At 51.3% G+C, this 24,503-nt stretch carries 21 protein-coding genes; 5 read left to right on the top strand and 16 right to left on the bottom strand.

Annotated elements, in window-relative coordinates; translation table 11 throughout:
- The first annotated feature begins 130 nt into the window (after positions 1-130).
- From ACLQMU_RS07135 to ACLQMU_RS07125, 3 genes are all read left to right on the top strand, one after another.
- Complete coding sequence (locus ACLQMU_RS07135; protein ID WP_422150097.1) at positions 131-385, top strand: ATP cone domain-containing protein; 255 nt, start codon at positions 131-133, stop codon at positions 383-385.
- Positions 386-415: 30 nt separating this feature from the next.
- A complete protein-coding gene (locus tag ACLQMU_RS07130) occupies positions 416-628 on the top strand; it encodes a hypothetical protein (protein ID WP_422150096.1) in 213 nt (70 codons plus the stop codon).
- A gap of 287 nt (positions 629-915) precedes the next feature.
- Positions 916-1,959, top strand: a complete 1,044-nt coding sequence (locus ACLQMU_RS07125) for a Gfo/Idh/MocA family protein (RefSeq protein WP_422150095.1) — start codon at positions 916-918, stop codon at positions 1,957-1,959.
- 411 nt (positions 1,960-2,370) lie between these two features.
- Here ACLQMU_RS07125 and ACLQMU_RS07120 read toward each other — a convergent pair whose 3' ends face one another.
- The 15 genes from ACLQMU_RS07120 to ACLQMU_RS07050 all read right to left on the bottom strand — a co-directional run bounded on the left by ACLQMU_RS07120 (position 2,371) and on the right by ACLQMU_RS07050 (position 21,028).
- Positions 2,371-2,835: a YbhB/YbcL family Raf kinase inhibitor-like protein gene (locus ACLQMU_RS07120; protein WP_422150094.1), complete on the bottom strand. Its 465-nt coding sequence runs from the start codon at positions 2,833-2,835 to the stop codon at positions 2,371-2,373.
- A gap of 405 nt (positions 2,836-3,240) precedes the next feature.
- Positions 3,241-4,671, bottom strand: coding sequence for a G1 family glutamic endopeptidase (locus ACLQMU_RS07115; protein ID WP_422150093.1), 1,431 nt, complete (start codon positions 4,669-4,671; stop codon positions 3,241-3,243).
- 124 nt (positions 4,672-4,795) lie between these two features.
- The gene (locus tag ACLQMU_RS07110; RefSeq protein ID WP_424038955.1) at positions 4,796-5,650 is read right to left on the bottom strand and encodes a hypothetical protein; all 855 of its coding nucleotides are present in this window, start codon (positions 5,648-5,650) and stop codon (positions 4,796-4,798) included.
- Between the two features lie 443 nt (positions 5,651-6,093).
- Positions 6,094-7,239 (bottom strand): alkene reductase, encoded by a 1,146-nt coding sequence (locus ACLQMU_RS07105; protein ID WP_422150103.1) that lies wholly within the window; start codon positions 7,237-7,239, stop codon positions 6,094-6,096.
- A gap of 14 nt (positions 7,240-7,253) precedes the next feature.
- Positions 7,254-8,393 carry a glycosyltransferase family 4 protein gene (locus tag ACLQMU_RS07100; protein ID WP_424038956.1) on the bottom strand — a complete coding sequence of 380 codons (1,140 nt, stop codon included), beginning with the start codon at positions 8,391-8,393 and terminating at the stop codon, positions 7,254-7,256.
- Positions 8,375-9,829, bottom strand: a complete 1,455-nt coding sequence (locus tag ACLQMU_RS07095) for an alpha-amylase (protein WP_422150090.1) — start codon at positions 9,827-9,829, stop codon at positions 8,375-8,377. Before ACLQMU_RS07095 ends, ACLQMU_RS07100 begins: the two co-directional genes overlap by 19 nt.
- A gap of 291 nt (positions 9,830-10,120) precedes the next feature.
- Positions 10,121-10,615, bottom strand: coding sequence for an LUD domain-containing protein (locus ACLQMU_RS07090; protein WP_422150102.1), 495 nt, complete (start codon positions 10,613-10,615; stop codon positions 10,121-10,123).
- 222 nt (positions 10,616-10,837) lie between these two features.
- Positions 10,838-12,199 carry a dihydrolipoyl dehydrogenase family protein gene (locus tag ACLQMU_RS07085; RefSeq protein WP_422150089.1) on the bottom strand — a complete coding sequence of 454 codons (1,362 nt, stop codon included), beginning with the start codon at positions 12,197-12,199 and terminating at the stop codon, positions 10,838-10,840.
- A gap of 367 nt (positions 12,200-12,566) precedes the next feature.
- Positions 12,567-12,806 (bottom strand): MarR family transcriptional regulator, encoded by a 240-nt coding sequence (locus ACLQMU_RS07080; RefSeq protein ID WP_422150088.1) that lies wholly within the window; start codon positions 12,804-12,806, stop codon positions 12,567-12,569.
- A 28-nt stretch (positions 12,807-12,834) separates the two neighbouring features.
- Positions 12,835-13,182 (bottom strand): hypothetical protein, encoded by a 348-nt coding sequence (locus tag ACLQMU_RS07075; RefSeq protein ID WP_422150087.1) that lies wholly within the window; start codon positions 13,180-13,182, stop codon positions 12,835-12,837.
- A 183-nt stretch (positions 13,183-13,365) separates the two neighbouring features.
- Positions 13,366-13,983 (bottom strand): superoxide dismutase, encoded by a 618-nt coding sequence (locus ACLQMU_RS07070; RefSeq protein WP_422150086.1) that lies wholly within the window; start codon positions 13,981-13,983, stop codon positions 13,366-13,368.
- 397 nt (positions 13,984-14,380) lie between these two features.
- Complete coding sequence (locus ACLQMU_RS07065) at positions 14,381-15,037, bottom strand: HEAT repeat domain-containing protein (RefSeq protein WP_422150085.1); 657 nt, start codon at positions 15,035-15,037, stop codon at positions 14,381-14,383.
- A gap of 211 nt (positions 15,038-15,248) precedes the next feature.
- Positions 15,249-15,530 carry a hypothetical protein gene (locus ACLQMU_RS07060; RefSeq protein ID WP_422150084.1) on the bottom strand — a complete coding sequence of 94 codons (282 nt, stop codon included), beginning with the start codon at positions 15,528-15,530 and terminating at the stop codon, positions 15,249-15,251.
- Between the two features lie 492 nt (positions 15,531-16,022).
- Positions 16,023-17,363 carry a response regulator gene (locus ACLQMU_RS07055; RefSeq protein ID WP_422150083.1) on the bottom strand — a complete coding sequence of 447 codons (1,341 nt, stop codon included), beginning with the start codon at positions 17,361-17,363 and terminating at the stop codon, positions 16,023-16,025.
- Complete coding sequence (locus ACLQMU_RS07050) at positions 17,363-21,028, bottom strand: PAS domain S-box protein (RefSeq protein ID WP_424038957.1); 3,666 nt, start codon at positions 21,026-21,028, stop codon at positions 17,363-17,365. The genes ACLQMU_RS07055 and ACLQMU_RS07050 overlap by 1 nt, the downstream gene beginning before the upstream one ends.
- 345 nt (positions 21,029-21,373) lie before the next feature.
- On the opposite strand from ACLQMU_RS07050, the gene ACLQMU_RS07045 reads away from it, so the two are divergent.
- Together ACLQMU_RS07045 and ACLQMU_RS07040 are read left to right on the top strand one after the other, a co-directional pair.
- On the top strand, positions 21,374-21,553 hold the full coding sequence (locus ACLQMU_RS07045) for a hypothetical protein (protein WP_443673631.1): 180 nt from the start codon (positions 21,374-21,376) through the stop codon (positions 21,551-21,553).
- A 291-nt stretch (positions 21,554-21,844) separates the two neighbouring features.
- Positions 21,845-22,210: a SpoIIAA family protein gene (locus ACLQMU_RS07040; RefSeq protein WP_422150080.1), complete on the top strand. Its 366-nt coding sequence runs from the start codon at positions 21,845-21,847 to the stop codon at positions 22,208-22,210.
- 59 nt (positions 22,211-22,269) lie between these two features.
- On the opposite strand, the gene glgP is transcribed toward ACLQMU_RS07040, so the two are convergent.
- On the bottom strand, positions 22,270-24,441 hold the full coding sequence (gene glgP, locus ACLQMU_RS07035; RefSeq protein WP_443673630.1) for an alpha-glucan family phosphorylase: 2,172 nt from the start codon (positions 24,439-24,441) through the stop codon (positions 22,270-22,272).
- Positions 24,442-24,503 lie beyond the last annotated feature (62 nt).

Here is a 24,503-nt window from a genome sequence, read left to right as displayed (position 1 = left end):
AAGACGACTGCGCCATGTGAAAAAATGGTAAACCTGACATGCATTTCAGGAAGAACCTTAAAAAAACCGGGGCGAAGAATCGTCATTGAAACGATTATTCCTGCTTTGAGTAACCGGAGGAAACTGGATCATGGTCACTGTAAAGAAGAGGGATGGCCGCAAAGAACTGTTCGTAGTTGAAAAGATCGTAGTGAGTGCCATAAAGACCGGTGCATCGCCTGATATTGCACGAACGATCGCCCATGAGATCGAGAAGAATGCCATTGACGGCATCTCGACCCGGGAGATCAAGGGCAAAGTGCTCACGATGCTCAAATCGAAAAATCCCGAATGGGAAAGGAACTGGATGGTCTTTGATACGGCCGTGAAAAAGAGACCGGAGTAAACTGCTGAAGATAAAGAGGAGGGATGATGTATGCCGTACCGATGGAAAACAAAGGTTGATGTGGATGAAGCTGTTGTAGTGATAATGAATGTCCTTGACAAGAACCCGGACCTGCCGAACTGGCTGATTGTCACCATCAATGGTTCCATAGCGGATTCAGACAAGAAAATTGTGAAGTATTTCTTCGAAGAAGTAAAAAACCATGTACCTGCAGCCCTGAAATATTTCGAATCGCGCGAGTAGGGAAAAAAGATCCACCTTCTTTCTCCCGCAAGACGGGGACGGACTGCCGGATAGCCGTCATAAAAACCGGGAGGGCATCCCTTCCCGTAGGTCGTTGAGGGTTTCCGGTGTATTGCCATGGTTTTTCTATGAAAACCAGAGCATATGCTGATGATGGGCCTTTAAAAAAAACGGGCAGATTTGTCGGGGTTTTTTTACGTGAAGAAACCATGAACATCCCGGGAATGCCCCGGGAACAGGAATATTTCATGTCGGGTTAATTCCCTCATGTCGAGGGGTTGTGGGTTATGCAGGACAGGATCAATGTCGGGATAATAGGCACTGGCAGCATGGGGCTGATCCGGAAAGCGATAGCGGAGAAACACCCGGCGCTGAACCTGGTCGCGCTCAGCGATGCCCACCGGCCGAACATACCGCGGACTGAGAACTATAGCTATTACGAAGATTACCGGAAGCTCCTCGATTCCGGTGTCGATGCGGTCTTTGTCGCTCCCCAGAATAAATACCGGCCGAGGGTCGTGATCGATGCCCTGAACCGGGGAAAACACGTCTTTTGCGAGATCCCTCCGGGCAGGTCGGTAAAAGACATGCAGGATATTATCGCGGCGGAAAAAAAGAACAAAGGACTCGTACTCAGGTTCGGGTTCAACCACCGGTTCCACGCGGCCGTGTTGAAAGCAAAAGAAATGACTGAAACCGGTACCTGCGGGAAAATCCTGTGGATGAGAGGAATTTACGGGAAATCCGGCGGCAGGGATTTCGAGAGCATATGGCGGAGCAACCGCGAATGGGCGGGTGGCGGGATCCTGCTCGACCAGGGAATCCACATGATCGACCTGTTCCGGTATTTTGCCGGCGACTTTACCGAAGTAAAGAGCTTCGTGTCCACCTCGTTCTGGAACATTTCCCTGGAAGACAATGCATTTGCCCTGCTGCGCAACCGCCAAAACCAGATCGCGATGGTCCATGCCTCGTCGACGCACTGGAAGGATACGTACACCTTCGAAATCTGTCTTGAGAACGGGTACATTATTGTCGAGGGATCCCTCTCCCCGACCGGCAGGTACGGGCCGGAAGAAAAACTGATCGTTGCGCGGCGGCACTCCGGGAACGGGAACAATGCTACCGGCAGTCCCGATGAATCGATCACCTCTTTTGATACGGATGCCTCGTGGGAACGCGAGGTTGACGATTTTATCGATTGCATCAGGAACGACGCAAAGCCACAAAACGGGACCTCCCACGATGCCTTGCAGGCAATGAAACTTATTGACAGGATATATCGCAATGATGCATCCTGGTATACCCGGTGGAAATCGACCGGCAAGTGACCGGGCCCGTCAAATCCCCGGTTTCTTTTTGTGCTCCGGAGAAATCCATGAACAGATTGTATAATCGCTTCTTTTCAGTTCTCCGGCAATTTTTGCCTTCGCCCCCGCATGCTTGTGGCATCCCCGGTTGTGATAGCGCTGTATTACCCGTACTCAGGCATACCCCTGACCCAGGTACTACGAAAAGCATCGCGTGTGCTTCCTGCCCCCCTCGGGGGACGCATTGGCGCGAAGAGGGGGGCTCGCACAAATGTAAAAACAGGTTTTCTCCAGAGCATTTTTTTTAAGAAACGAACGGGGTTATCCACGCCCGGGGATAGTGCAGTATGAAATTCCGGTGCGCTTATCTTCACCGGCAAAGGAATGCCCGCTTCAAAAAAGAGCTCGTTTTTCCAAAAATGAGAAAATCCATCAGCGGTTGTAGGTTGCGATTGCCTGGCCGCCGTATTGCACCATATGCCCCTTCATTGCATCCATGAGAACTTCCCTCTTTGAACCTGCCGGAATCCCGAGTTTCGCATCGAGCCCGTACACGTTGAAGTAGTAGGTGTGCGTCTCACCGGGAGGCGGACAGGGGCCCCGGTACCCGATCGTGCCGAAATCGTTTGTTCCCTGGACGGCCGGGAATGGCTCGGTGATCTCCGGGGTCTTAGGAATATTTTCCGGTATGAGAGCCCGGGGTTCGATATTCCACATCAGCCAGTGGGTGAAGCGTTCAGAAGGTCCGATCCAGTCATCGATAATGACCGCCAGGTACGCGGAATGGATCCGGTCGATATGGATCTGTGGGGAGATATCTTCACCATCGCAGGTGTTTTTTTTGGGGAAAATGCCCTTGTCAAAATCGATACTGATGAAAAGGTTCTCGTTTTCCATAATGTTGCTCCCGCCCTGATTTCTCAGAGGGCGCGACTGAATGCTGCTGTATCACTACGCTATCGTATAATCCTATGCCGTATTTACATGCACTGTGACAGTGTTTGAAAGATATAATCTCCGGTAACTGCCGGATCCTGTGCAGCCGGACGTATTCCGGGGAATTATTCCTGTCTTGCGGGTCCTGGAAATGTTTACGGGATTGTTTCTTTCTTTTCTTCCAGATAGCAGCGGGACAGCCGGGTCCCGGGCGGGCAATCTGGTTCCGCACGGGACATGGCAGGCGTTTTCATTTTCGTAAAGGCTCGCGTGGTTTGGATTCTGTTAACTTGTTGAGGGATCGTATATTTTTCAGATCATGGAAAAAATGATTGTCCCTGACAAGTTGACAGAGCCGACGGAACCTTAATTCGCACTATATCCCCTGATTGTGAAATTCCCTCCGGATGATAATTTTGATGGGATTGCCCGTGAAGTATTATTGTATACCATGGTTATTGAGAAACCAGGGAATGAACCAATCGGGCCGGTCACTGAACCGATAGTTGCATTATTATCGTCCGTCGATAGCGATGTTGTTCCGAAATCTGCGACCCCGAAATGAGCAAGATCATGCGTTTCTCCAACATAAGAAGGGTTTTCAAGTACCCATTCTGCGCTATCCATAGAGGAATTGTAAAGAAGGGTTCTTTTGTATTGCCAGTTTCGCGTGAGGTCTTTCAGGGATATATTCCATGTCCCTGGCTTTTCTTCATGAATCTCTGCCCGCATGATATCGCCCGGAAAAATAACGAAACCTGATGGGATCGGTTCGGAATAACCCGGGAGAAGTTCGATCCAGCCATAATTGTATTGCATACTATAAAGTCCGCCGAGACTGGACGCTGTTCCTGTCTGGATCAGGCTACTGGCATCTCCCGGAAAAAATCCCCCGATTCCTATCCACTGAAAAACCGACGTCATATCTGAAGTATTACCCGAAAGTTCCGGAACAATCCATGATCCTCCTACAGATGTCACAACTGACCGGGGATCGGTTATATTCGCTGCCGCTATATATCCCGCCCAGGAAGGCTCGAAATGAGAGAATTGAATGTCAATACTCCCCCTGTTAACATCAACCGGGCCGGAAGACGGTATTGCAGACATATTCACAGGTTTTTTCCCGAATTTCACAAGCGGGATTGAATAGGTATAGGATCCACTGATGCCTGAAAAACAAATTTCCGGTGTGGATGATATTTTCTCCAGCCGGGTTCCATCGTTATTAACCATGACAACCGACCAGTTCAAACCCGGTGGAAGTCCTGATTGATTAAAGGTGACAGTATATCTTTCGGCAAGGAACCTTTGCATGAGAGGGGGAACCTGCATCTCATGCAAAGATGGCGGATTTTCAGAATAACCTTGGAAAGGCTGGTTCTCAGCTATTGCCACACGTGTTACAGAAGGGGCGGGTTCGAGAAACAGGTTCGATAACAAGGCCCCCAGGTGTGTCCAGCAGCTGGATCCGGCAGCAACATATCTTTTTTTGAAACTGGTATGCCCCTCGTTATCCGAAATGAAAAGACTAACGGTATAGAGACCAGGTTCTGTATAGGTATGGCCCGGTTCCCGGCTATAGGAAAATGCTCCGTCACCAAACGTCCAGAACCACGTTGAATGGGGTCCTTTTGATAAATCAGTCATCTTTACATCCAGTGGTACAGTTCCTGATTCCGGGGTTATTGAAAAATCTGCGACAGGTAGGAGAACCGCCGGAACAGGATGGCAAAGTACAACTGATGCGAGGAACAGGAACAAAAGATACGATAAATAAGGTAAATATCGGGTCATTTAATTCAGAATCCTGTTTCGTAGAGGGGGTTCTGTTGCATCCGCGGTCGATGCAAAAGAGCAGCTGGCAGATGTAAATCAGATCCTATCAGGGAGGTTCATCCATTTATCAACGTTCGGTTTATCATGAGACGACTTTTTCATCTCGCTCCAGTGAGAAGTCGGAGAGAACAATGCGTTTCTCCGGTTCCTTCTGATGATGCTCCGTCATGACCTCAATCATATCGCGGTCAAGGGAGATGTCGTTTGGTGTCAGTATCCGGTTGAGCGTATAAATTACCGATACAAATTCGTCAGGACCCACTTCGTTTTCTTCACCAAGATTTCCTGGCACCAAGCGGGATATCGCCTGGATCTCATCAATTGATGCTTTGGATATGTATCCCATGATCCGGTAGGATTCGAGCATAATCTCAAGCCGGTCGTGACCGAATTTTCTGACCGACTGCTGAGTCCATTGGAAGAGATGATAGATCTTTTGAAGCCTCAGTGTCTCGTTTGCATAAGGGTATGACAGGGATTCCGGCTTATGAGGGGCGGCAATCCGGGAATTCGGCAGTGCAAACATCCGGTCATCAGGAACCTTCTTATTTCCGTTAACCGGGGGAGCTCCGTGTTCAGGCTGATTTTTCTGTGATTCATTCCGGGTTTCTGCATCCAATTTTGCTTTTGTCGCATCCATCTCCAATTCTTTGGCATCAAGAGCGGCTTCCCGTGCGTTTAATGCAGACTTCCGTGCATCGCTGATATCCACGTCAGGGTCCGGCGCCCCATCCGGGACAACACCGTCACTACCTGAACCGGCCAGGGTATACGGATTTTCGAGATCGTTCATCCGTTCCCGGATATCCATCAGGAGCCGCATGATGGAAGTTTTGATAATGTCAACTTCCTGCTCCAGGTTCTTAAGATTGGCCCCGTGACAGTCTCCGGATGCCGCACGTATCATGTTGTCAACCGGTTCATGAGTTTCCGCCATTGGCGTTACCTCTGTTAATTATTACATTTTACTTTTAATTAATAAATATTCCCATATTAAAAAATGGGTATATAGAACTATATAATGGAATTGACGGGCAAATAATGAGTTTTTCCCAAAGTTTTGCCAACGTATCAGACCACATGCACGAAACCTGCGAAAATCTCACGCTGCCCGAAGAGGGTCAAGCCCACGCCCCACCATTATTCGATCCTCTTAGCTGCTTCGGGGGGTGTATTTTCGTGACCTGCGTACGCATATTACCGAAAACCAATTGCCCGGTACGACAATTTTGAAAAAGAGAGAATTGAGAGAACCTTAACCCGGGAGTTTGTTTCACAAAAACCTGTTTTTTATCGGATGAAATTTACTCACAAGTGTTAGAGATTTGTTGAAAAAACAGCAAGATAGTTCCCTCGCGACTTCTTCAAGAACCCTCTCTTCTAATTTCCGAGCACCGGGTAATCCGTATATCCCTTTTCTTCACCGGTATAATACGTCCCTATGTCTTCCCGGTTCAGCGGGGCCTCCTTCCTGAACCGCTCGGGAAGATCGGGGTTCGCCAGGAACAAAACGCCAAAAGAGATCAGATCGGCAAGGCCGTCTTCAATTGCCGCGTTTCCGCTTCCCGCGTCGTAGCCTCCATTCAGGATGAGTGTCCCTTCAAATTTTTTACGAATGAGAGGGGCCATCGCCATCTCCGGTCGTATTGCTCCCAGCCTGCCCCCGATCGGCTCCACCAGGTGGATATAGCCGATGCCTATCCCGCCCAGTTCCTGTGCCAGGTAGGCAAAGGTTTCCCGGGGATGGGTATCGGACATGGCGTGGAGCAGGAAATGCGGCGAGATCCGGTATCCCACCCTTTTTGCACCCCAGACATCGGCCACTGCTTCGGTCACCATGAGGGGAAGGCGTGCGCGGTTCGCAAGATTTCCGCCATAGTTGTCGGTCCGCCGGTTCGAACCGTCCCTCAGGAACTGGTCCAGCAGGTAACCGTTCGCCCCGTGGACCTCAACACCATCGAAACCTGCTGCCTTTGCGTTTTCTGCCCCTTCCCTGAACTGGCGTATTATTCCCGGGATCTCTGAAAGTTCAAGGGCCCGGGGAACCGGAACCGGTTTTTTGCCCTGGGGCGTATGGATTTCCCCATCGACCGGAAGGGCCGATGGCGCGACCGGGAGAGCACCCCCGAGGAAATCGGGGTGCGACATTCGCCCGACGTGCCAGAGCTGGAGGTAAATTTTCCCCCCCGCACGATGAACTGCACCGGTCACCTCTTTCCAGCCGGAAACCTGTTCGGGATTGTAAATCCCGGGAGTCCGGTAAAAGCCGACACCCTGCGGGCTGACCTGCGAACCCTCGGTAATGATCAAACCGGCCGAGGCTCTCTGGGCATAATACGTAACGGATAACGGACCCGGGACACTGCCTTTAATCGCGCGGCACCGGGTCATGGGCGCCATTACCATCCGGTTCGAGAGCCGGATATCGCTCATATTGTAAGGGGATAATAAGCTCGTTTCGGTTCCTCCTGTTCCATTATCGGCGAAAGCGCCCCAGGTTTTTCCGTGTTTAACCTCACGCCGGATGTGCGGTTCCGGTCTTATCCGCCGACCCGCGCATAGGTGTCCGTCATCCGGTTCGCAATTGGGTCCCAGAGGAACTGCCGGTCCACCTTTGTCCTTCCCCGCCTTCCCCGCACCTGGGCATTCACGGGATCATCGATCATGGCGCTGATCCCCCATGCGAGCGAGTCCGGGTCCGGCTGTACCTTGATGCCGTTGACGAACGTGTCGATGTTCTCCGAAAGGCCCCCGACATCACAGGCAACCACCGGTTTCTCCGCACTCCACGCTTCGAGCAGCACAAGGCCGAACGGCTCGTTCCTGCTGGGGATGACGACAAGATCGCAGGCATTCAGAAGACGGATATATTCCGAATCAGGGATATAGCCCACGAAATTAACCGGGAGATCCCGTGCACGGTCCTGGAGGTACTGCCGCATACCCCCATCCCCGGCTACGATGATTTTTGCATCCCAGCGTTCACGGCATACCTTTCTTAATGCCTCGATGAGCAGGTCCGGGCCTTTCTGGTACACGAGCCTGCCGATGAACAGGATGAGGGGGGCATATGGATGGATCCCGTATGCCCGTTTCACATCACCGGCATCGATCTGGGCACGGTACTGCCGCGGCACGATACCATTGGGAACAACGTCGCATTTCCAGTCAGGCACGTTGTAGAGCTGCATGACCTCGTTTTTCATGACCGTGGAAACCGCAGTCACCCGCTTTGCGACAAGGCCCCCGTACCATTCCTTGCCTGAGATTTCCTTATACTCCCACCAGTCACCATACTGGTTGCCATTCCTGCCATATTCCGTGGAATGGAACGTGAGGATGGTGTCCCGGTCCTGCAGCCGGTGGAGCGCCGGGATCGGGTGCCAGTCGTGGAAGTGCAGGATATCGAATTTTTCCTTCTTGTCGTCCTTTCGGAATTGCTCCACCATCTGGTTGCTCATGTCCTCACAGTACTGTACGGTATTGCCTCCCTGAGGCCGGCAGTAATGGTACGAGACGTTATTGATTGTCTGATCCGGCATCCAACCCCGGGTGAAGTAATGTACCTCATGCTTCTTTGCCAGGGTTTCTGCGAGGTTGGTCGCTGCACTTGCAAGCCCCCCCACCCGCTCGGCATACATCGATTCCCAGCAGAAAAATGCTACTTTAAGCGACTCCATAACAATTCCTTTCTCTCGTTGATAACGGTAATCAGGTCCTGCCGGTCCGTGCGGCCAATGACGTCTTCGGCCAGCTTTTGATCGTGGAGCGTATGTTCGATCCACTGTGCAATGTCCCCGCGTTCCTGGTGGTATGCTATCGAATCGGCCGGCACCACCCGGAGCAGGTCGCAGAACTGGTCCAGGCTGTAGGCTGCGTACCCGACGAACCCGTACGGCGAGGCAAAATGAAATGCCTCTTCCGGTGTCAGTGTCCGCAGGGTCTTTGCGGATCGTTTGTTCTTCATGAACCGGATATTCCGGTTTTCAAAATCTGCAAGGATCGCCATATACGTCCTGAATGCATCCTCGGCCTCATGGTGGCTGAAGTAGTTGTGCACCTCCCCGCAGGTCCCGTACTTGGAGGCCATGTAATAGAAGTGGTCGCTTGTCTGGAGATACCGCCAGATTTCCTTGTCTTTGGCAAAGGCCGCCGCTTTCTGGATCGCCGAGTATGCAGTATGCTGCCGCTCGTTACCCATCCACGCGGATGCGTCCTTCTCGATATCGGCCCACGATATGGTATCGTGGACATCGATCGTTCCGACAGGCGGGTAATTATCAAGGGCTTGTGTGGGCAGGGTGGTACTGACGCCCCGTTTCTCCAGCTCCAGTGGGAGGTAGGAAAGGAAATTAAGGATCCCGGTCTCTTTCCAGAAATGCTCCCCGAAGGTCTCGTAATCGATAAAGATGTTGATGAGGTCCCCGGATGAGCCGGCAAGCCAGTCAGCATAGGTATCCGCAGTCAGCGGGTACTTGTCCCAGCCCTGGTTGCCAAACCGGAACGCGATATCATCGGAGAGCTGAGTATCACGCAGGAGAACGGGCATATCGTTACAGGTGTAAATATGGTGCGGGCTGCGCCAGTTGAGTACCCGGTCTACGCCTTCGGTGAATACACCGGCATATCCCATCTCTTTTACACAGGTGGCGATGTGGTTGTTGAACGTAAATTCAGTATTTTCAAAAACTGTCGGCCGGATCCTGAAAAGATCATACATCAGGTCCGTGTGCATCCCGGCCTGGTCGATAAATTCCGATTTGTCGCCAAAGCAGCCGGCGATGCTGTGGTAGTAGGTCTGCCCGAGCAGCTCGGAATTCCGGTGACGGGCCACCTGGTCGAAGAGGGACAGGACATCCGGCTGCCACTTCTCCAGCTGCTCGATAAGTGTTCCGGAAAAGGAGAATGCGCAATGGAACCCCTCATCCAGTTTTTCTAAAATAATCCGGGTTGCCGGCAGGTAGCACTTTTCCGAAACCCTTTCCAGCACTTCACGGTTCAGTTCGTCAAAATACAGCGTGCCCAGATCCTTTTCTTTCTTCTTTGGATCCGGTGAGAAGTGCCGGTTCAGCCGGAATGGCTGGTGCACTTCAAATCCGATACAGACTTCTGGCATATTTCTCGTCCCCGATTCTCATGGTATTTTTCAGATTGCAACTATCCCGATTATCCTCGTATTCTTCTTCATAACCGGCATTTCCCAGACCAGCACGCTCTTCTCTTCCCCGGATACGGTTCAAGGTCGTGGGTAGGGGAATACTCTTCAGATGTTCTTTCTATAGTAAAGGGTGTTAAATAGACTCTCTCCCGAAAATCAGATTTTGAAACAAGGTTTGAAACTCTGCGCCGGAAGTGCTAAAAAAGGGGGGGGTTATCGCATGAACGTATGTTCTGATACCCGAGGGATTCATTGACCAGAACAAGGGTGATGGCGTCCTTCATTTTTCTCGTGGGCAAGTATCACGCATTTGCCGATCATACCGGGGGTACCGTACGCCTTCTGTACCCGGATATTTTCGAGGAGGGCAGACATACATCCTGACCCCAGGAAGTGCGTCCACCCACGACAAGGATAAGGTGCCCTGCCGCAAATGGCCATGCGCCGACACGGCTTATCGCTTGCGTCACAGGCGACTTTCTCTCCGGTCCGGGCGATCGCATTTGAACGGGAAATGAAATATTCGGCGGTAACGGATTTCCTCAGCAGCTCGGCCCGTTTTACCGGGTCATTTTCGGCTGTGATTTTGGCGTGCAGGATATTCCAGCCGGACGCTCCTTCTGCAATGTGGTCCTCGAGCCCGATCTCAATGAGTGTTGTCGATGAAGCGGTCATCGCTTCGGCATGGGGCGGGATGATCTTCCTGACTGCTGCCAGTGCCTCACTGCCATCCGCCACAGAAATGACATTTACCCTTGCGTTTTTCTACCATTTCAATGGTTATTTCGACAATGCCCGGGGTCGGAAAACTGTTCCAGGTATCCGAATCCACCACTACTTCCGGGTAAAGATTTACCGCACTGTACCGGGTGATTCTGGTTATGCAGCCTCTTTTTGCTTAATCTGCCTGATACAATGTTAACCGTATTTTCAAAAAATGAAAACGAAAAAAATGCCTTGCAGGAATTACCGGAACTGCCGTGCACAAACAGAGACTGCTTCACCGGTAGTAGGAAATACGTGGTACATATCCGCGAGATCGTGGACGGTCAGAAGCCGGGTCACTGCGAGAACCGATGCCTGGATGATCTCGGTTGCGAGCGGTGCACAGATATGAACGCCCAGTACGCGTCTGTCAGGTTTATTCACCACAATCTTTGCCATCCCCCGGGGATCGCCCATCATGAAGGACCGTGCCATAGCGTCCATGCGGAGGGTCTGTGCCACCGGATCCAGGCCGGCCATACGGGCCTGGCTTTCGGTCAGTCCCACCCCGGCGACCTGCGGCATGGTGAAAATTCCGTGGGGAATAAGCGAGCGGTTAAAGGAGCGTTTCAGATCCGAAAAGGCGTTCATGGCTGCAATCTCTCCGCCGTACCGTGCAGCAGTCTCCAGCATCGGCTCACCGGTGACATCCCCTGCGGCCCAGATATTCGGTGCCGAAGTTTTCAGAGTGGCATCGACAAGCACAGCCCCTTTTGGACCCGTCTTCACCCCGGCCCGATCAAGCCGGAGATCTTTTGTATTGGGGGAGCGCCCGGCGGCAAGGAGCAGTCGTTCTGCAGAAAACACCTGTCCGGTTCCCTTGATGAGGGTGGTAACCGCGACTCCTGCCGCGGTCTTCTCTACGTTCCGGATCTCCACACCAGTATGGATATCGATGCCCTCTTTTCTTAGGTATCCGGCAAGGAGATCCGCTATCTCCGGTTCTTCGTCAGGGATGATGCGGGCACTCCGCTGAAGAAGCGTGACTTTTGTCCCGAGATGGGCATAAAGCTGGGCAAACTCGAGTCCGAGCGCCCTTCCCCCTATAACAATGAGAGATTCGGGGATGCGGTCCGGGCTCAGTGCCTCCACGTTCGTCATGAAAGGGACGGCAGTTATTCCCGGGACCGGTGGAATTACGGGAGATGAGCCGGTTGCGATAATGATACGGTCCGCGGTTATCTCCCGGCCGCCTGCCCGAATGTCCGTAGGGGACAGGAACTCTGCATTACCTTCGATAACTTCAATGTTAAGCCCGGTTATTATCCTGTCTGTTTTCTTCTGTTTCAGCCGCTCGATCAGCGCATCTTTTTCGGCAAGGGCCTCTTGCAGGAAGAAACGGCTGTCTATCCCGAGACCGTTATGGCCATGGTTTTTGTAATAGTAATACTCTGCAAGGGTGAGGAGGAATTTACTCGGGATACATCCGGTATTCACGCAGGTACCCCAGACAGGGCCCCGTTCGACAATTGCCACGCGTGATGCTCCCTTGTGAACCGCTGTAGTTGCAGCAGTTGCCCCGGTAGCACCGCTTCCAATCACGATCAGATCATACCTGGCCATACAAATTCTTCCATCACATCTCAATTGCGAAATAACCAGTGCGGAGACAACGATCTGCCGCCCCAGCCATGCATGCATCCGGATCCTGCTGAGCAGACTCATCTGCAGGATTTTTTTCCGACCGGAATTGTTCGATCACCTGGCCAAACGAGTCAGACGGGATTTTGTCCAAAGAACACCTGGCACGTCTCTTACGAGGTGTCGCAGCATAGATAATCCCTCTTCCTGCCCGCGCCGTACTTTCATCCCTGCACCCGCCTTATCCGGGCTGTCCTGCCTTCAGCGACCGGACAGGCTTTTTATATCGTTTTACCTGGTGATGATGACCAGACAACCTTTCCGGAACTGATTTTGCCTTTTTCCCGGTTCAGCGGTCAGCCAACCCGTTTTCCTGCAACGAACTCATCCGGTACTGGTAAATGATCTGGCGCATATCATGCAGGTTCATTTTCACGACAAGAAGGTTATTTTCCTTCAGCTTTTTCAACGCATAGCGTACAGTCCTGGGACGAAAGTGAGATTTTTCCACGATGTCCTTATGGGTCATTGCACCTTCGGTGCCAAGGATCTCAAGTACGATTTTTGATGATGGTGGTAACGGAGTCATGGTAATCCTCGGGTTTTTGGGTAATAGTTCAGTTGCAGCTGCTCCCGCAACTTCCCTCCTGTCCATTATCTGCTGCATTCTTGTCTGCCAGAATATGGTCGAGCGCTTTTTTCACAAAATCGTCGATCGTTCCCATCTCCCCCCAGGATTCTGCGAGGTAGGCATCGGAATTGCTTGGATCCGGCAGGATGAGGACATTGCCCCCCTCGTTGGGTCCGGAGACGTATCTTTTGCCGGTATGCAGGTTGTGAAACCCTTCCTTGCCCGTCGGGGTTCGTGCATCCACAATCCAGTAAGTCAGGGCATCTGTTGCACCGACGTAGATTTCGTGATCCTGCTCGAATTTTTTTAAGAGTTCCTGTGTTTTTTCCAGCATGATTTCACCTGTTGATTCTTTAGCGTTCATATCTCCGCTTCATTCGTGAGTCCGCGTTCCGGGTCATTCCGGTAAACGGGTTGACGTATTCCGGCATTTTTGTTCAGCTCCTTTGTTGAGTTTCTCATGGCAGTTCCGGTCCGTGAAGATGAAACGGACAGGCCGGCCCCGGTTTGGGCGAGTTTATTTCTTCAGGTGGTCGAACCGTTGTGCAACAGCATCCCAGTTCACGATGTTCCAGAACGAGTCGACAAATTTTGCCCGGTCGTTCCGGTAGTCAATGTAGTACGCATGCTCCCACACGTCAAGGACCATAAGGATATCGAAACCGGGAATTACGTTGGTGTTGTGTTTTTCGATCTGGAGGATGAGCGGCCGCCCGGTTTTCCTGCAGAATGTCAGGGCGGCCCATCCGGATCCCTCCGCGCTCACCGCTGCCTGGGTAAACTCCTTTTTGAACCGATCGAATTTTGAAAATTCACCGTTGATCGCTTTGGCCAGTTCTCCTTTCGGGACCCCGCCTCCCCCCTTTCCTGCCGGTGCCAGGTTTTCCCAGAACAGGTTGTGGAGCTTGAAACCACCGATATGAAACGACAGTTCCTTAAGGATGGCTTTCATGTCGGGATCGGTATTTTCCCCGCGTGCCTTGTCCAGCTTTTCAAACACTGCATTTGCGCCGTTTACATATGCCTGGTGATGTTTCTGGTGATGTATCTTGAGCTGCTCTTCAGAAATATGAGGCGCCAGGGCCGTATATTCGTACGGCAGTTTAGGCAATGAATAAAATCTGGTTTCATCCATGGTTCTCTCCTCGTAAAACAGGGAACCTGCCGGCCCCGGCAGGTTCCCCACCTGAAAGGAGGATAACTACCGTCAAGGTAAAGGCTCTTTTGTGAAATTCAGAATATGAGACAAAAATTGAAACTACGCCAGAGAAGGGACATCAGAAGGTACGTGTGATTTCCCCGTTGGCGATCGTGATCTTACAGACAGGTTTCGCTGTTTTTTGTAAGGGTCATTTACCATTTCACCCGGTAATATATTGAAAAACGGTTACGGCACGGACAATGCATGTTCCCGCATTCAGGTGTGCCATCGAGGAGTCCGGAGCCGCGACGGGTGCAGCTGCCGTACACCGCATAGTTTGTAGTTCGGGTCTGGCAAGCCGCAGTTCCTTTTCGTACCATTTCACCGGTTTTTACAAAACCGGGGGAAGATCTTTTGCATGACCGGTCTTTACATTTGTTGCACAGGATTTGTCCTCGTCAGTTTCAAGTACGGCCCCGGCGATTTTCCGGACATATTCATTCTCATCGCAGGAAGCGGCTTTGAGATAGGCCAGGCTTTTTTCAGTCCTGATTGCGGCAAGGGCGAGAGCTGCACCCATCCTCACTCTCCAGTCAGGATCTTTGAGGATCTCACTGATGCGATCAGCAGAAACAGGATCTGCAATCTTTGTCAACGCTGATATTACATGTCCTCGTACATCTGCGTTTTTATCTCTCAACTGGAGCAGCAGCGCATTGGTTGCCTGGTGTGCCCGGAGATTTCCCAGCGCCTCGGCTGCGCGCATCCGGACCGACCAGTCGCCATCCCGGAGGGTCAGGATGAGTTTATCGACCGGCCGTTTGTCTCCAATCTGGCCCAGCGCCCATGCGGCCCTCAGCCGCACGACGCTGTCCTTGTCATCCAGTGCGGCTATGAGCGGATCCACCGCTGCAGTCCCGATCCGCGCGAGCGCGTTCGCTGCACCCCAGCGGACATCCTTATTCCTGTGGGATAAATCCCTGATCAGTCCAGGGATTTTGTTTTGTAATGGGTCCGTCATTCCACCATCGACAACTTCATCGTCCATAATCCTGTATCTCCCTCCCTCGGGGATTTTGGATCCCTCTGACCAGGTATTATACAAGAATTTCGTCGAATTACAATTTTTGAAAAGCGGTCCCCGGCACCTTTGGGCCAACCGGGCTTTTGTCTCCAAAAAAACAGACTTTGGAACAATTTTTGAGATATAACAGCGATGGAACGGGAAACATTGCGTGCATTTCATCTGCAAATTGATATTACAAAGGCCGGTCAAGAATAATTTCCAGGACGCCGTCCTTGAATTTCTTTTCACTGATCCTTGAACCGTCGGGAACGATAATTTCCCGCATGACTTTCTCGTTTTGTTTCGAAGCGGATATGATGAGCCGCGTCCTCTCCAGATCGATCCTGATCTTCTCCTCAGGAATATCCGGCAACTGGCTTGTGATGCAGATCGATTTTCCGTTTTCAGTTACGCCGGTTGGCGGAACAATAATGGTTCTCTTGTTTTTTTTCCGCTGTTTTTTTATAGTACTCACATTGATCCCCCCCCTCCCGCCGGGATTGGGAAAGGTACGCGGATGTTTTACCGGTGCCCTGAATATCCGGTATACCCGGTCCGGTTGAGATGGAAACTATCACCGGAAATCCCCTCAAACCGGCGTTTTCTCCGGTCAGGCCCAAAAGCCATTTCTTTTCAGGTGTTTTTCCGGTGCGGGTCCAGGCATTGTTTACCAGGATATACGCGGAACGTCATTAACATCCATGTTCCTGACGACTTTCTTCCGGATTACGATACCGGTTACATGACTTTCAGCCACGTATGGCATTCCAGCCCCAGGTGCATGAGGCCTGTATGACCCCCTGTTACCACAGCCCATGAGAAATAGATATGCACGTATTTCAGAAATTGTCTCATGAATTGGAATAATTGAAATCCTAAAACCCCCCCGCATGGGGCGTTGCGAGGTTTTTAATTCTCTTTTTTAGCAGCCAGCTGCCCGCTTCTATCCGGGAGATCCGTTGAAGAATCATTCTTTCTTATCCGGGGTAGCAGATTCATCTCCCAGGATGTGCTGGAAGACAAACTGGAATTCGCTCAGCCGTTGCCGGATGTATTTTTTTCCGGTTTCCGTCGGAGAGTATAACTTTGATTTACCGGATAGTTTCATCTCAAGATATCCCTTGTGCTGGAGATCGTAGAGGTACGTATAAATCCGGGCCTGGGGGATAAGGACCTTATACCGGTTATGGATCTCGTGAACGATGTCATATCCCGAGATCGGTTTTTCGAGCATAGAAAGAATTACCGGCTCAAGCAGTTTTTTTACCACATCTTCAATGGTTGCCTGGGGGACGACCGTGATGGATTCTGAAGGGAACGTTGCACGGGCAAAGGAAATGGTCGTATCCCTGCCGGTCGATACTATGATCTTTGCTATGCCTTCCGAAAGCAGTCTGATGTGGTCATGATCGAGGTCCGCCATGTTGAGGGAGATTATTCCGGTGATGGGGACCCCCGCTTCCTTTTTTGCAAGAATCATGTTTTTTACTGATATGATATCGGCAAATTCTTCCGTGTCGGAAAAATCAAAGAGGATCTGGAGATTTCCTTTCGGATCATCGACGGGAAGGGTTGCCGTACATTTCTCAAGGATACGGGGCAGGAAAAAGAGTTCGCCTTTTTTAATCCGCCGGGTAAACAGTTCCCCTTTCCTGACTTCTCCAAGAAAATATTTTGGCAGTATGGAGTGGTGATATGCAAAGAAAACCCGGCCCCCCTTTTTTATTCCGGCTTCAATGGCGAATTTGAAAATCGGGTCTTTCACAGACGGATCCGCGTACAGGAAGAGGACAACATCGGAGAAGATATCCTTTAAGAGAACCGTTTTTACTTCGGGCGGGGCAAGATACTCTGTGTCCTGCATTCCTGCGGCACCCGGGGATGCGCCGGGCGGCACAGGGGTCCGGCCCGCACCCGCTTTCTTTTTCATCTCCTGTTCTGATGCCTTGCGGAACAGGGCTACCTCGATGGCAGCTTTTATTTCCAGTTCGTTAAAGGGCTTTACGATATAGCCATACGGCCGGACCTGCCGGGCTTTCTCGATAATTGCATCATCCGCATAGGATGTAACAAAAACCACCGGGATATCCAGCTCGCTTACTATGGCCTGCGCCGCTTCGATACCGTTCAGCCGTCCCGGCATGACAATATCCATCAGGATCAGGTCCGGCGAAAGCCGTCGTGCCTTCTCGATCGCGTCTTCACCGGACGCTGCCATCCCTGCAACCGTATACCCCATTGCATGCAACCGCTCTTCAAGCTGCATGGTAATGATCGCCTCATCGTCAACCACAAGAATCTTCGACATCACATCATCCTCCCGTCACCTCGTAAGAAGTCAATAGTCACGGTAGAACCCCGGTCTGAACTCTCAATCGTCAGGGTTCCCTGTAACTGCTGCACCAGGCTGCGGATCAGTTTCATCCCCAGACTCGAAGCCCGTTCCACATCCACATTCTCCGGTATACCCGTGCCATCATCCTGTACACAGATGTGGACATTTTCACCCTCATGCCGTGCAGTGATCATGATAGATCCATGCCTTCGCCCCGTAAAGGCATGTTTGAAGGAATTCGACAAGACCTCGTTTACTACCAGCGCACAGGGAATTGCCTGGCCAACCGGGAGAGAGAGATCCTCCGCATTTACCTGGCAGGTGATACCGGTTCCGGACTTTCCGTAGATGTTGGAAAGATCTGCTGCGATGTCACGGATCTGGCTGCCCATATTGATCCTGTCGAATTGTTTGCTCTCGTACAGCCGTGTATGGATCTGGGCCATGGTCTTGATCTTCAGCATCATGTCAGTTAATATACCCGCTGTTGCCGGGTCCTGGGCTCTCATCCTTGTCATGTCGAGCAGGCCGGAAATGATCTGGAGGTTGTTCTTGACCCGGTGATGGATCTCCCGGATCAGGATCTCTTTTTCCGCGAGTGCGGCAAGGGTTTTTTCATTAGCCTGTTTTATTTCGGTCACGTTCCTGAAATAACCGATGAGGCCGTCAATCTCTCCCCCATCATTCTTTTTGGGTACATACGATATATCAAAATAGTTTTTTTCACCACGGGCATTGATCATTGACATTTCGCTCCGAGCTGCGGTACCACTGGCCAGCACCTGCTTCTTGAGCCGGGTGATGTTGTCCGCATCCTCTTTCGAGAAAAGATCGTAATCCGTGTTTTTGATCATCTCCTGCTCTGTCAGACCCCACTGGGGATTGATTACCTGCATATACCGGAGATCCTTATCCTGCACCAGGATCTGGTCCGGGGTATGGGTAGCGATAATCCGGAAGTTTTCGAGGCTTTCCTGCAACGCTTCCTCGGCCTGCCTGCGCTCGGTAATGTCACGGTAGCTCCAGACCCGGCCTACGATGGTGTCAAAGATCTTCTGGGACTTGGAATACCGCTCGAAGATCCGGCCATCCCTGAGCCTGACCACATCATAACTCTCCCGTCCGGGATGCGCGTAGAGTTCATTTCTGCGGTCGACAAATTCCCGACAATCCGTTACCAGCGGGGTCATGTAGGAAAGCGCAGCCGCCTCCTCTGCACTATCGAGCAGATGTTCCGGGATACCCCAGATCACACAAAACTTCTTGTTGTAGCTGGTAATGTTTTTTGCATTGTCGACAACAAGGATACCATCGGCAGTGGCATCGAGGGCAGCATGAAGCAGTGAGGCGGTTTTTATGGCAGACTCTTCTGCGATTTTACGCTCCGTGATATCCTGCCCCTGGGCAATGGTGGATGAGATAGTGACACCGTCAGCATCGAGAAGGTTCGCCGAGTTCCAGAGCACGATCCTCGTTGCGCCGGAGATATGCTGTATGGGAATCTCCACGGATTCCCACCGTTCGCCGCTGCTGGTCTTCTGGATAAGTTCCATCGATTCAGAGCGGGATTTTTCCGGAAAAAGGATTTCGAGAGATTGTCCGATTACCGTATCAGCGGCCATTCCCGTCAGGAATTCAGAGGACCGGTTGAACCGCAGGATCCGGTATTTCGTATCCCATACGATGATCGGGGCATTCGCATAATTGATCAGGCTCTCGAGGTACTGGCTCGTGCTGCGCAGGGTATCCTCGATCTTCTTTCGCGCCATTGCCGTAGCCACGAGATCTGTCACTGCCCGCATCAGGTCCAGTTCATCATCCAAAAAGGAGGGCCTGTCGCAGGTCCCAAACGAGAGCGTCCCGATGGTACGCCCCTGGTAGATGAGAGGGTGGCACGCATACGCGTTTGTACCAAAAGAACGGATCAGGCCGGTCATTTCGTCATCCCTGTTGAGAATGCCGGAGACGGTCATACGCTCCGCGTTACGGGCCACCTGGCCGCAGACTGCTTCACCAAGGTTCAGAAAGTGAATCCTTTCCGCATCCTCTGGTGTGATACCGGCATAAGCATTCAGCTGCATCCGTTGCCCGCTCTCATCGATAAGATAATTGAAAAAAGTATGGCAGTGGAGAAACTGCATCACCTGTTCTCCCACGACATAGACGATGTGTTCGGGGTTTTCGGCGCTCATAAGCAGCCGGGCTGATTCTGCAAGGATGTTGAGTTTTCCGCCTTCCTCTCTCAATTTCTCTTCTGCCAGCTTCCGATCGGATATATCCTGGAACGTACCGATTACAGCGGTACGGGATCCCTCCGTCACCGGCCTCAGCCCCCGCAGTTCAGTCCAGACATTCTTTCCGGTGCCGGTCGTAACGAGGAGTTCAAGGGTAAAAGATTCGCCGGTGGCCAGGCATTTTTCAACACAGTTCCTGATGAGGGGCCGGTCTTTCCCGGAAAAATAGCTCAATCCCGCGGTAAAGCCCGGCGGGTAATGGAGGGGAGCTTCGATGATGTCGTAGAACCCGTCGGTCACCTGAAGATAGTCGGTCTGCGGGTTTGCCTTCCAGCCGCTGAGCTTTGCCAGTTTTTCTGTTTCCCTGAGGAACCGTTCGCTTTCGCGCAGGTCCCGTTCATTTTTCGTGAGCGCGTCAATATTCTGACGCAGTTCTTCCTCAACGGCCATGAGTTCCTCGTTGAGTTCACCAAAATCCTCATTCTTGTCCGCGAGCGCCTGTTCCGCTTTGTCAAGGGACTGACCAATCTCCACCGATAAACGCCCGACGATGATCGAGGTCACGATAATAAAAATAACCAGGCTTGCTGAGATCATGACCACATTGGAAAGAGAAAACCACGCAGAAATGATAGAAAAAAGAATAGTTTCACAAAAGGTGATGACAACCGTGAGAGAGACAAAGGTCCGTGAGAGCCTCGCCCGAATGGAATCTCCCATGAAATAGCAGGCAGGAGCGGTCGCAGGTCCTGCAGCTGCAATAAGCCCAAAACCGATAAAAAAGGCTGAGAGAGCTGAGAAAGCCGCAATGGGAATGACCGGTGTGCCATAGAGAAGTGGAGATCCATACAGGTAACTTAAGACCAGGGTGAAACCTGTGAGGCTGATGATGATCCCGGAACCGGCCGTTATTTCCCGCGATTTCTGACGTTGCGAAGACAAGAAAGCCGGATCGATACAAAAAAACATCCCCACTGCCGCGATTATGATAAGCCCGGACGCCACCGGGGATATCGGCGATGACAGCGGGCCGAAAATCATTGATCCGGTGGTAACAAACCAGGACTCTATGATAAAATGCGCTCCCTGCAGGATCAATATGATATCAATAAATTCAGTACATGCAATGATGAGAAGCACAGCCCTCAACAGGAAGAAAAAGAAACGCCTGAGCGGTTTTATTGATATATAGACCAGGACTGCACCAAAAAAGATCCAGGTGAGTGCGGCGCTCAATGCCAGCGTTTTGCAGCCCTGGCATACGCTACTGATGATGATAGTGTCGGAAATGTTCCCAATGAGCCCGGTAATGCTCGCCAGTATGGCAAGAAGACCAAAAATGAGGGTAAGTTTTTTGAACAGGCTTGCTTCTGCCCCGTTGCGGGGTACATCAGTATTACTCAAAGACGGTGGCAGAATCATTTATGTATCTTCCCAAAGAACAGTCCGGAATCCCGTAAAGCTAGAAATCAGGTATCATTATTTAAGGATTTCTCCATGTTTCAAAAAGTGAGATGAAAAAGAAAGGATACCTGCAATCATTGCTTCATGTTTTTAGAAGAAATAAAAAAAAAGAGATAATTAGTGGAAGATAACCGTGATTTTCTCTGTGAAAAACCTCTTCTTGTTTTCATCCGCTGAAAGCAGGACAACATTTTATCTGCACGTTCAATAATACCACGGGTCAATCCGGTTCACCGGAACAGGAGATGAAAAAATATTATGCACGAACATGGCATGAACCCCGGCATGGTGCAGCAGGAAATGCTCATCACGGAGCTGTGGGATACGCTGAATGAAGAACAGAAAAAGACCCTGATGAAGCGTATGCTCGATACGAAGATCATGATGAAAGAAGGGATGATCAAGCACTTCCAGTATAAGATCGAGACCTTCAAAATGATCAAAACAATGCTGGATGAATGCTGAACAACAGGGTTTCCCTAAAAAAACATTTTTTTACAACGTACCGGCACGACACAAACAGCCTGTGGAGGTCCGCCCGTACAGCACCCCTGTGATAAGGGTTACTTCTGTAGTACCCTGCCAACGATTTCTCTCACAAGGAAGGCGATCCCGGCGGCCGTGGACGTGGCACCAGGTGAAGATATAATTCCCCGCCAAACATCATATTCTGGTCGTATCCTCATGAGATTCTCACGGACAAATCTTTTATTATACCCGACCACTCAATGCTGCCATTAAAAAGAGGAGAGCACTATGATTGAAAAACTGCCAGAAAGTTCCGGAAACGTCATTGGATTCCGTATCCGGGGGAAACTGACAGAAGCCGATTATCTCGATCTTCTTGTTCCGGAGATGGAGAAGGCCATGAAGGAGTTCCCCAGGATCAGGGTCGTTTGGGTCATGGGGGACTTCAAGGGCTGGACGGTCGGCGGGGCATGGGAGGATTTCCTTCTCGGACTAAAGTTTTCGGCAGTCGAGAAGATGGCGACAGTCATCGATGATAACTGGGATGAATGGGTGACCCTGATGTTCAAGGCATTCACCACCCTGACCGGCACCGAACTCCGGTTTTTCAGGATGGAGCGACTGGCCGAAGCCTGGGACTGGATACGGGCTTAGGACCAAGGTGGGGGCCTCGGGTTTGGGGATTCTGATGTTTTCCCTCACATTCAGAATAATTATGGAACCGGGCACTCGTTTTCTGCACATGCAAGCAGGGAGGGGTAGTATTTGGTGACATACTCTTTGACCATACGGCGGGCTGAAAATGCTGCGCTGGTACTTTTTATGGTTTCTTTCATCTTCTTTACCCAGCCATGGGGTATTCCGTCGAGAGAGGCAGAGTAGTAAAGAGGCACCACTTCGTTTTCAAGCAGGGAATAGATCGCGGCCGCATCGGATGCATCCCGGGATTCTGGAGACGCTTCGCCTTCAAAAGCCCAGCCATTATTGCCGTTGTACCCCTCAATCCACCACCCGTCAAGAATACTCAGGTTGAGTACACCGTTTAGCGAAGCCTTCATGCCGCTTGTCCCGCATGCCTCCATGGGGGGGATGGGGTTGTTCATCCAGACATCCACGCCGTGAACCAGGTACTGGGCCATCTGTTCCCCGTAATCTTCGACAAATCCGATCCTGCCGCCGAATCCCGGCTGCTGGGCAAATTCGTATATCCGTTGCAGGATTTCTTTTCCTTCATTATCGGCAGGATGCGCTTTTCCGGCAAAAATAATCTGCACTGGACGCCAGGGATTGTTCAGGATCCGCCGGAGACGAATCTTATCGTGAAAGATCAGATCCGCCCGTTTATAGGTGGAAAAACGACGGGCAAAACCGATGGTGAGGACAGAGGGGTTGAGCATCAGGCCTTCGGCTACCAGGTTGCCCGGCTCGTTTAACTGGCTTTCCCATTTGATTCTCTTTTTTTCCCGGATCCTGTTGAGGAGTTTTTGTTTCAGCCAGATATGTTCCTCCCAGAGCGCTTTATCCGGAATCTCATCGACCATCTGCCAGATCTCCGGGTTATCCCGGTTCGTCTGCCACTGGGGGTCGACAGAGCTGAAATATTTTGAATACAGGCTGTCCATCCGGGGATTCAGCCATGTCGGTATATGAACCCCGTTGGTGATGTGGTCGATGGGGATATCCTGTACCTGGAGGCCGGGCCACAGGCATCGCCACATCTCGCGGGCAACCATGCCGTGTTTCTTCGACACTCCGTTATGGTACTGGGTGATCCGGAGGGCAAAAGCGGTCATGTTAAAGCCGGTTCCCGCCTCGCAGGGGTGGTGCCCGAGACTGAAAAACGTTGCCTCGTCGATACCAAGCTGCTGGCAATATTCGGAGAAATACCTGCTCATAAGATCAAGGGGGAAAATATCGTTCCCGGCTGGGACCGGGGTATGAGTGGTAAAAACGGCGGTTCCTTTTGCCTGGTTCATGGCAGTCTCGAAACTCATGCCGGTTGCCACCCGCTCCCGGATCCGTTCCAGCTGCGCAAACACGGGATGCCCTTCATTGAGATGCAGGGCGGAAAATTCTATGCCCAGATCGTTGAGCACTTTCCGTCCGCCGATCCCAAGGACAATTTCCTGTTTTAAGCGTTGTTCAGCCTGTTCTGCGTAAAGCCGGTGGGAGATGGTCCTGTTTTCAGGAAGGTTTGAAGGGATATCGGTGTCGAGCAGGTAGAGCGGTATCTTCCCCACGTTAACTTTCCATACTGCTACATGAATCGGGGGTTCGATGAAAGGTACCTGTATGACCATCTGTTCACCGGAAGCATTCAGGACCCTTATAATGGGGGCAGCATCGCGATCCAGCATTTCCTTGATATTGTCCTGCCAGCCATCGGGACGGATATGCTGGTGGAGGTATCCTTCTGAGTACATGAATCCCACGGCGACAAGCGGAACACCCAGATCGCTGCATTCCTTTAAGTGATCGCCGGCAAGAAATCCGAGGCCGCCGGCATAAAAGGGAAGTGAGTGGTGGAGGCCGTACTCCGCAGAGAAATAGGCAATGGTAAGAGATCTGCCTTTGGGGTACTGTTCCGAAAACCAGCCATTATGGTTGGCCATGTACCGCGAAAAACGGTTCATGATGATATCGTAACGGCGCAGATATTCAGGATTTGAAATAAGATTGACATAGAATTCGGCAGGGCTTTCCTGAAGTAGCTTAACAGGATTATGGATACTTTTTTTCCATGCCTGCTGGTTAATCTGCTTGAAGAGCACCCGGGCTTCCGGGTGCCAGCTCCACCAGAGATTGTATGCCAGGTCAACAAGACCGGATAACCGTTCCGGGACATGAGGGAATTTATCCATCAGTCGGTCAGTAGTATCGGCCATATGCACAAACCTTCCGTAACTCAGTTTGGATCATCTCATGATTAATGCTATGGGATGTTTTA

The sequence above is a fragment of the Methanoregula sp. genome (assembly GCF_052325125.1).
Taxonomy (GTDB): domain Archaea; phylum Halobacteriota; class Methanomicrobia; order Methanomicrobiales; family Methanospirillaceae; genus Methanoregula.
Note: the sequence above shows the minus strand (reverse complement) of the source record. Positions and strands in the feature narration are given on the sequence as shown.

Coding starts and splice junctions, on each gene's coding strand:
- ACLQMU_RS07135 (WP_422150097.1), top strand. CDS start 131: ATGGTCACTGTAAAGAAGAGGGATGGCCGCAAAGAACTGTTCGTAGTT.
- ACLQMU_RS07130 (WP_422150096.1), top strand. CDS start 416: ATGCCGTACCGATGGAAAACAAAGGTTGATGTGGATGAAGCTGTTGTA.
- ACLQMU_RS07125 (WP_422150095.1), top strand. CDS start 916: ATGCAGGACAGGATCAATGTCGGGATAATAGGCACTGGCAGCATGGGG.
- ACLQMU_RS07120 (WP_422150094.1), bottom strand. CDS start 2,835: ATGGAAAACGAGAACCTTTTCATCAGTATCGATTTTGACAAGGGCATT.
- ACLQMU_RS07115 (WP_422150093.1), bottom strand. CDS start 4,671: ATGACCCGATATTTACCTTATTTATCGTATCTTTTGTTCCTGTTCCTC.
- ACLQMU_RS07110 (WP_424038955.1), bottom strand. CDS start 5,650: ATGGCGGAAACTCATGAACCGGTTGACAACATGATACGTGCGGCATCC.
- ACLQMU_RS07100 (WP_424038956.1), bottom strand. CDS start 8,393: ATGGAGTCGCTTAAAGTAGCATTTTTCTGCTGGGAATCGATGTATGCC.
- ACLQMU_RS07095 (WP_422150090.1), bottom strand. CDS start 9,829: ATGCCAGAAGTCTGTATCGGATTTGAAGTGCACCAGCCATTCCGGCTG.
- ACLQMU_RS07085 (WP_422150089.1), bottom strand. CDS start 12,199: ATGGCCAGGTATGATCTGATCGTGATTGGAAGCGGTGCTACCGGGGCA.
- ACLQMU_RS07080 (WP_422150088.1), bottom strand. CDS start 12,806: ATGACTCCGTTACCACCATCATCAAAAATCGTACTTGAGATCCTTGGC.
- ACLQMU_RS07075 (WP_422150087.1), bottom strand. CDS start 13,182: ATGCTGGAAAAAACACAGGAACTCTTAAAAAAATTCGAGCAGGATCAC.
- ACLQMU_RS07070 (WP_422150086.1), bottom strand. CDS start 13,983: ATGGATGAAACCAGATTTTATTCATTGCCTAAACTGCCGTACGAATAT.
- ACLQMU_RS07065 (WP_422150085.1), bottom strand. CDS start 15,037: ATGGACGATGAAGTTGTCGATGGTGGAATGACGGACCCATTACAAAAC.
- ACLQMU_RS07055 (WP_422150083.1), bottom strand. CDS start 17,363: ATGTCGAAGATTCTTGTGGTTGACGATGAGGCGATCATTACCATGCAG.
- ACLQMU_RS07045 (WP_443673631.1), top strand. CDS start 21,374: ATGGTGCAGCAGGAAATGCTCATCACGGAGCTGTGGGATACGCTGAAT.
- ACLQMU_RS07040 (WP_422150080.1), top strand. CDS start 21,845: ATGATTGAAAAACTGCCAGAAAGTTCCGGAAACGTCATTGGATTCCGT.
- glgP (WP_443673630.1), bottom strand. CDS start 24,441: ATGGCCGATACTACTGACCGACTGATGGATAAATTCCCTCATGTCCCG.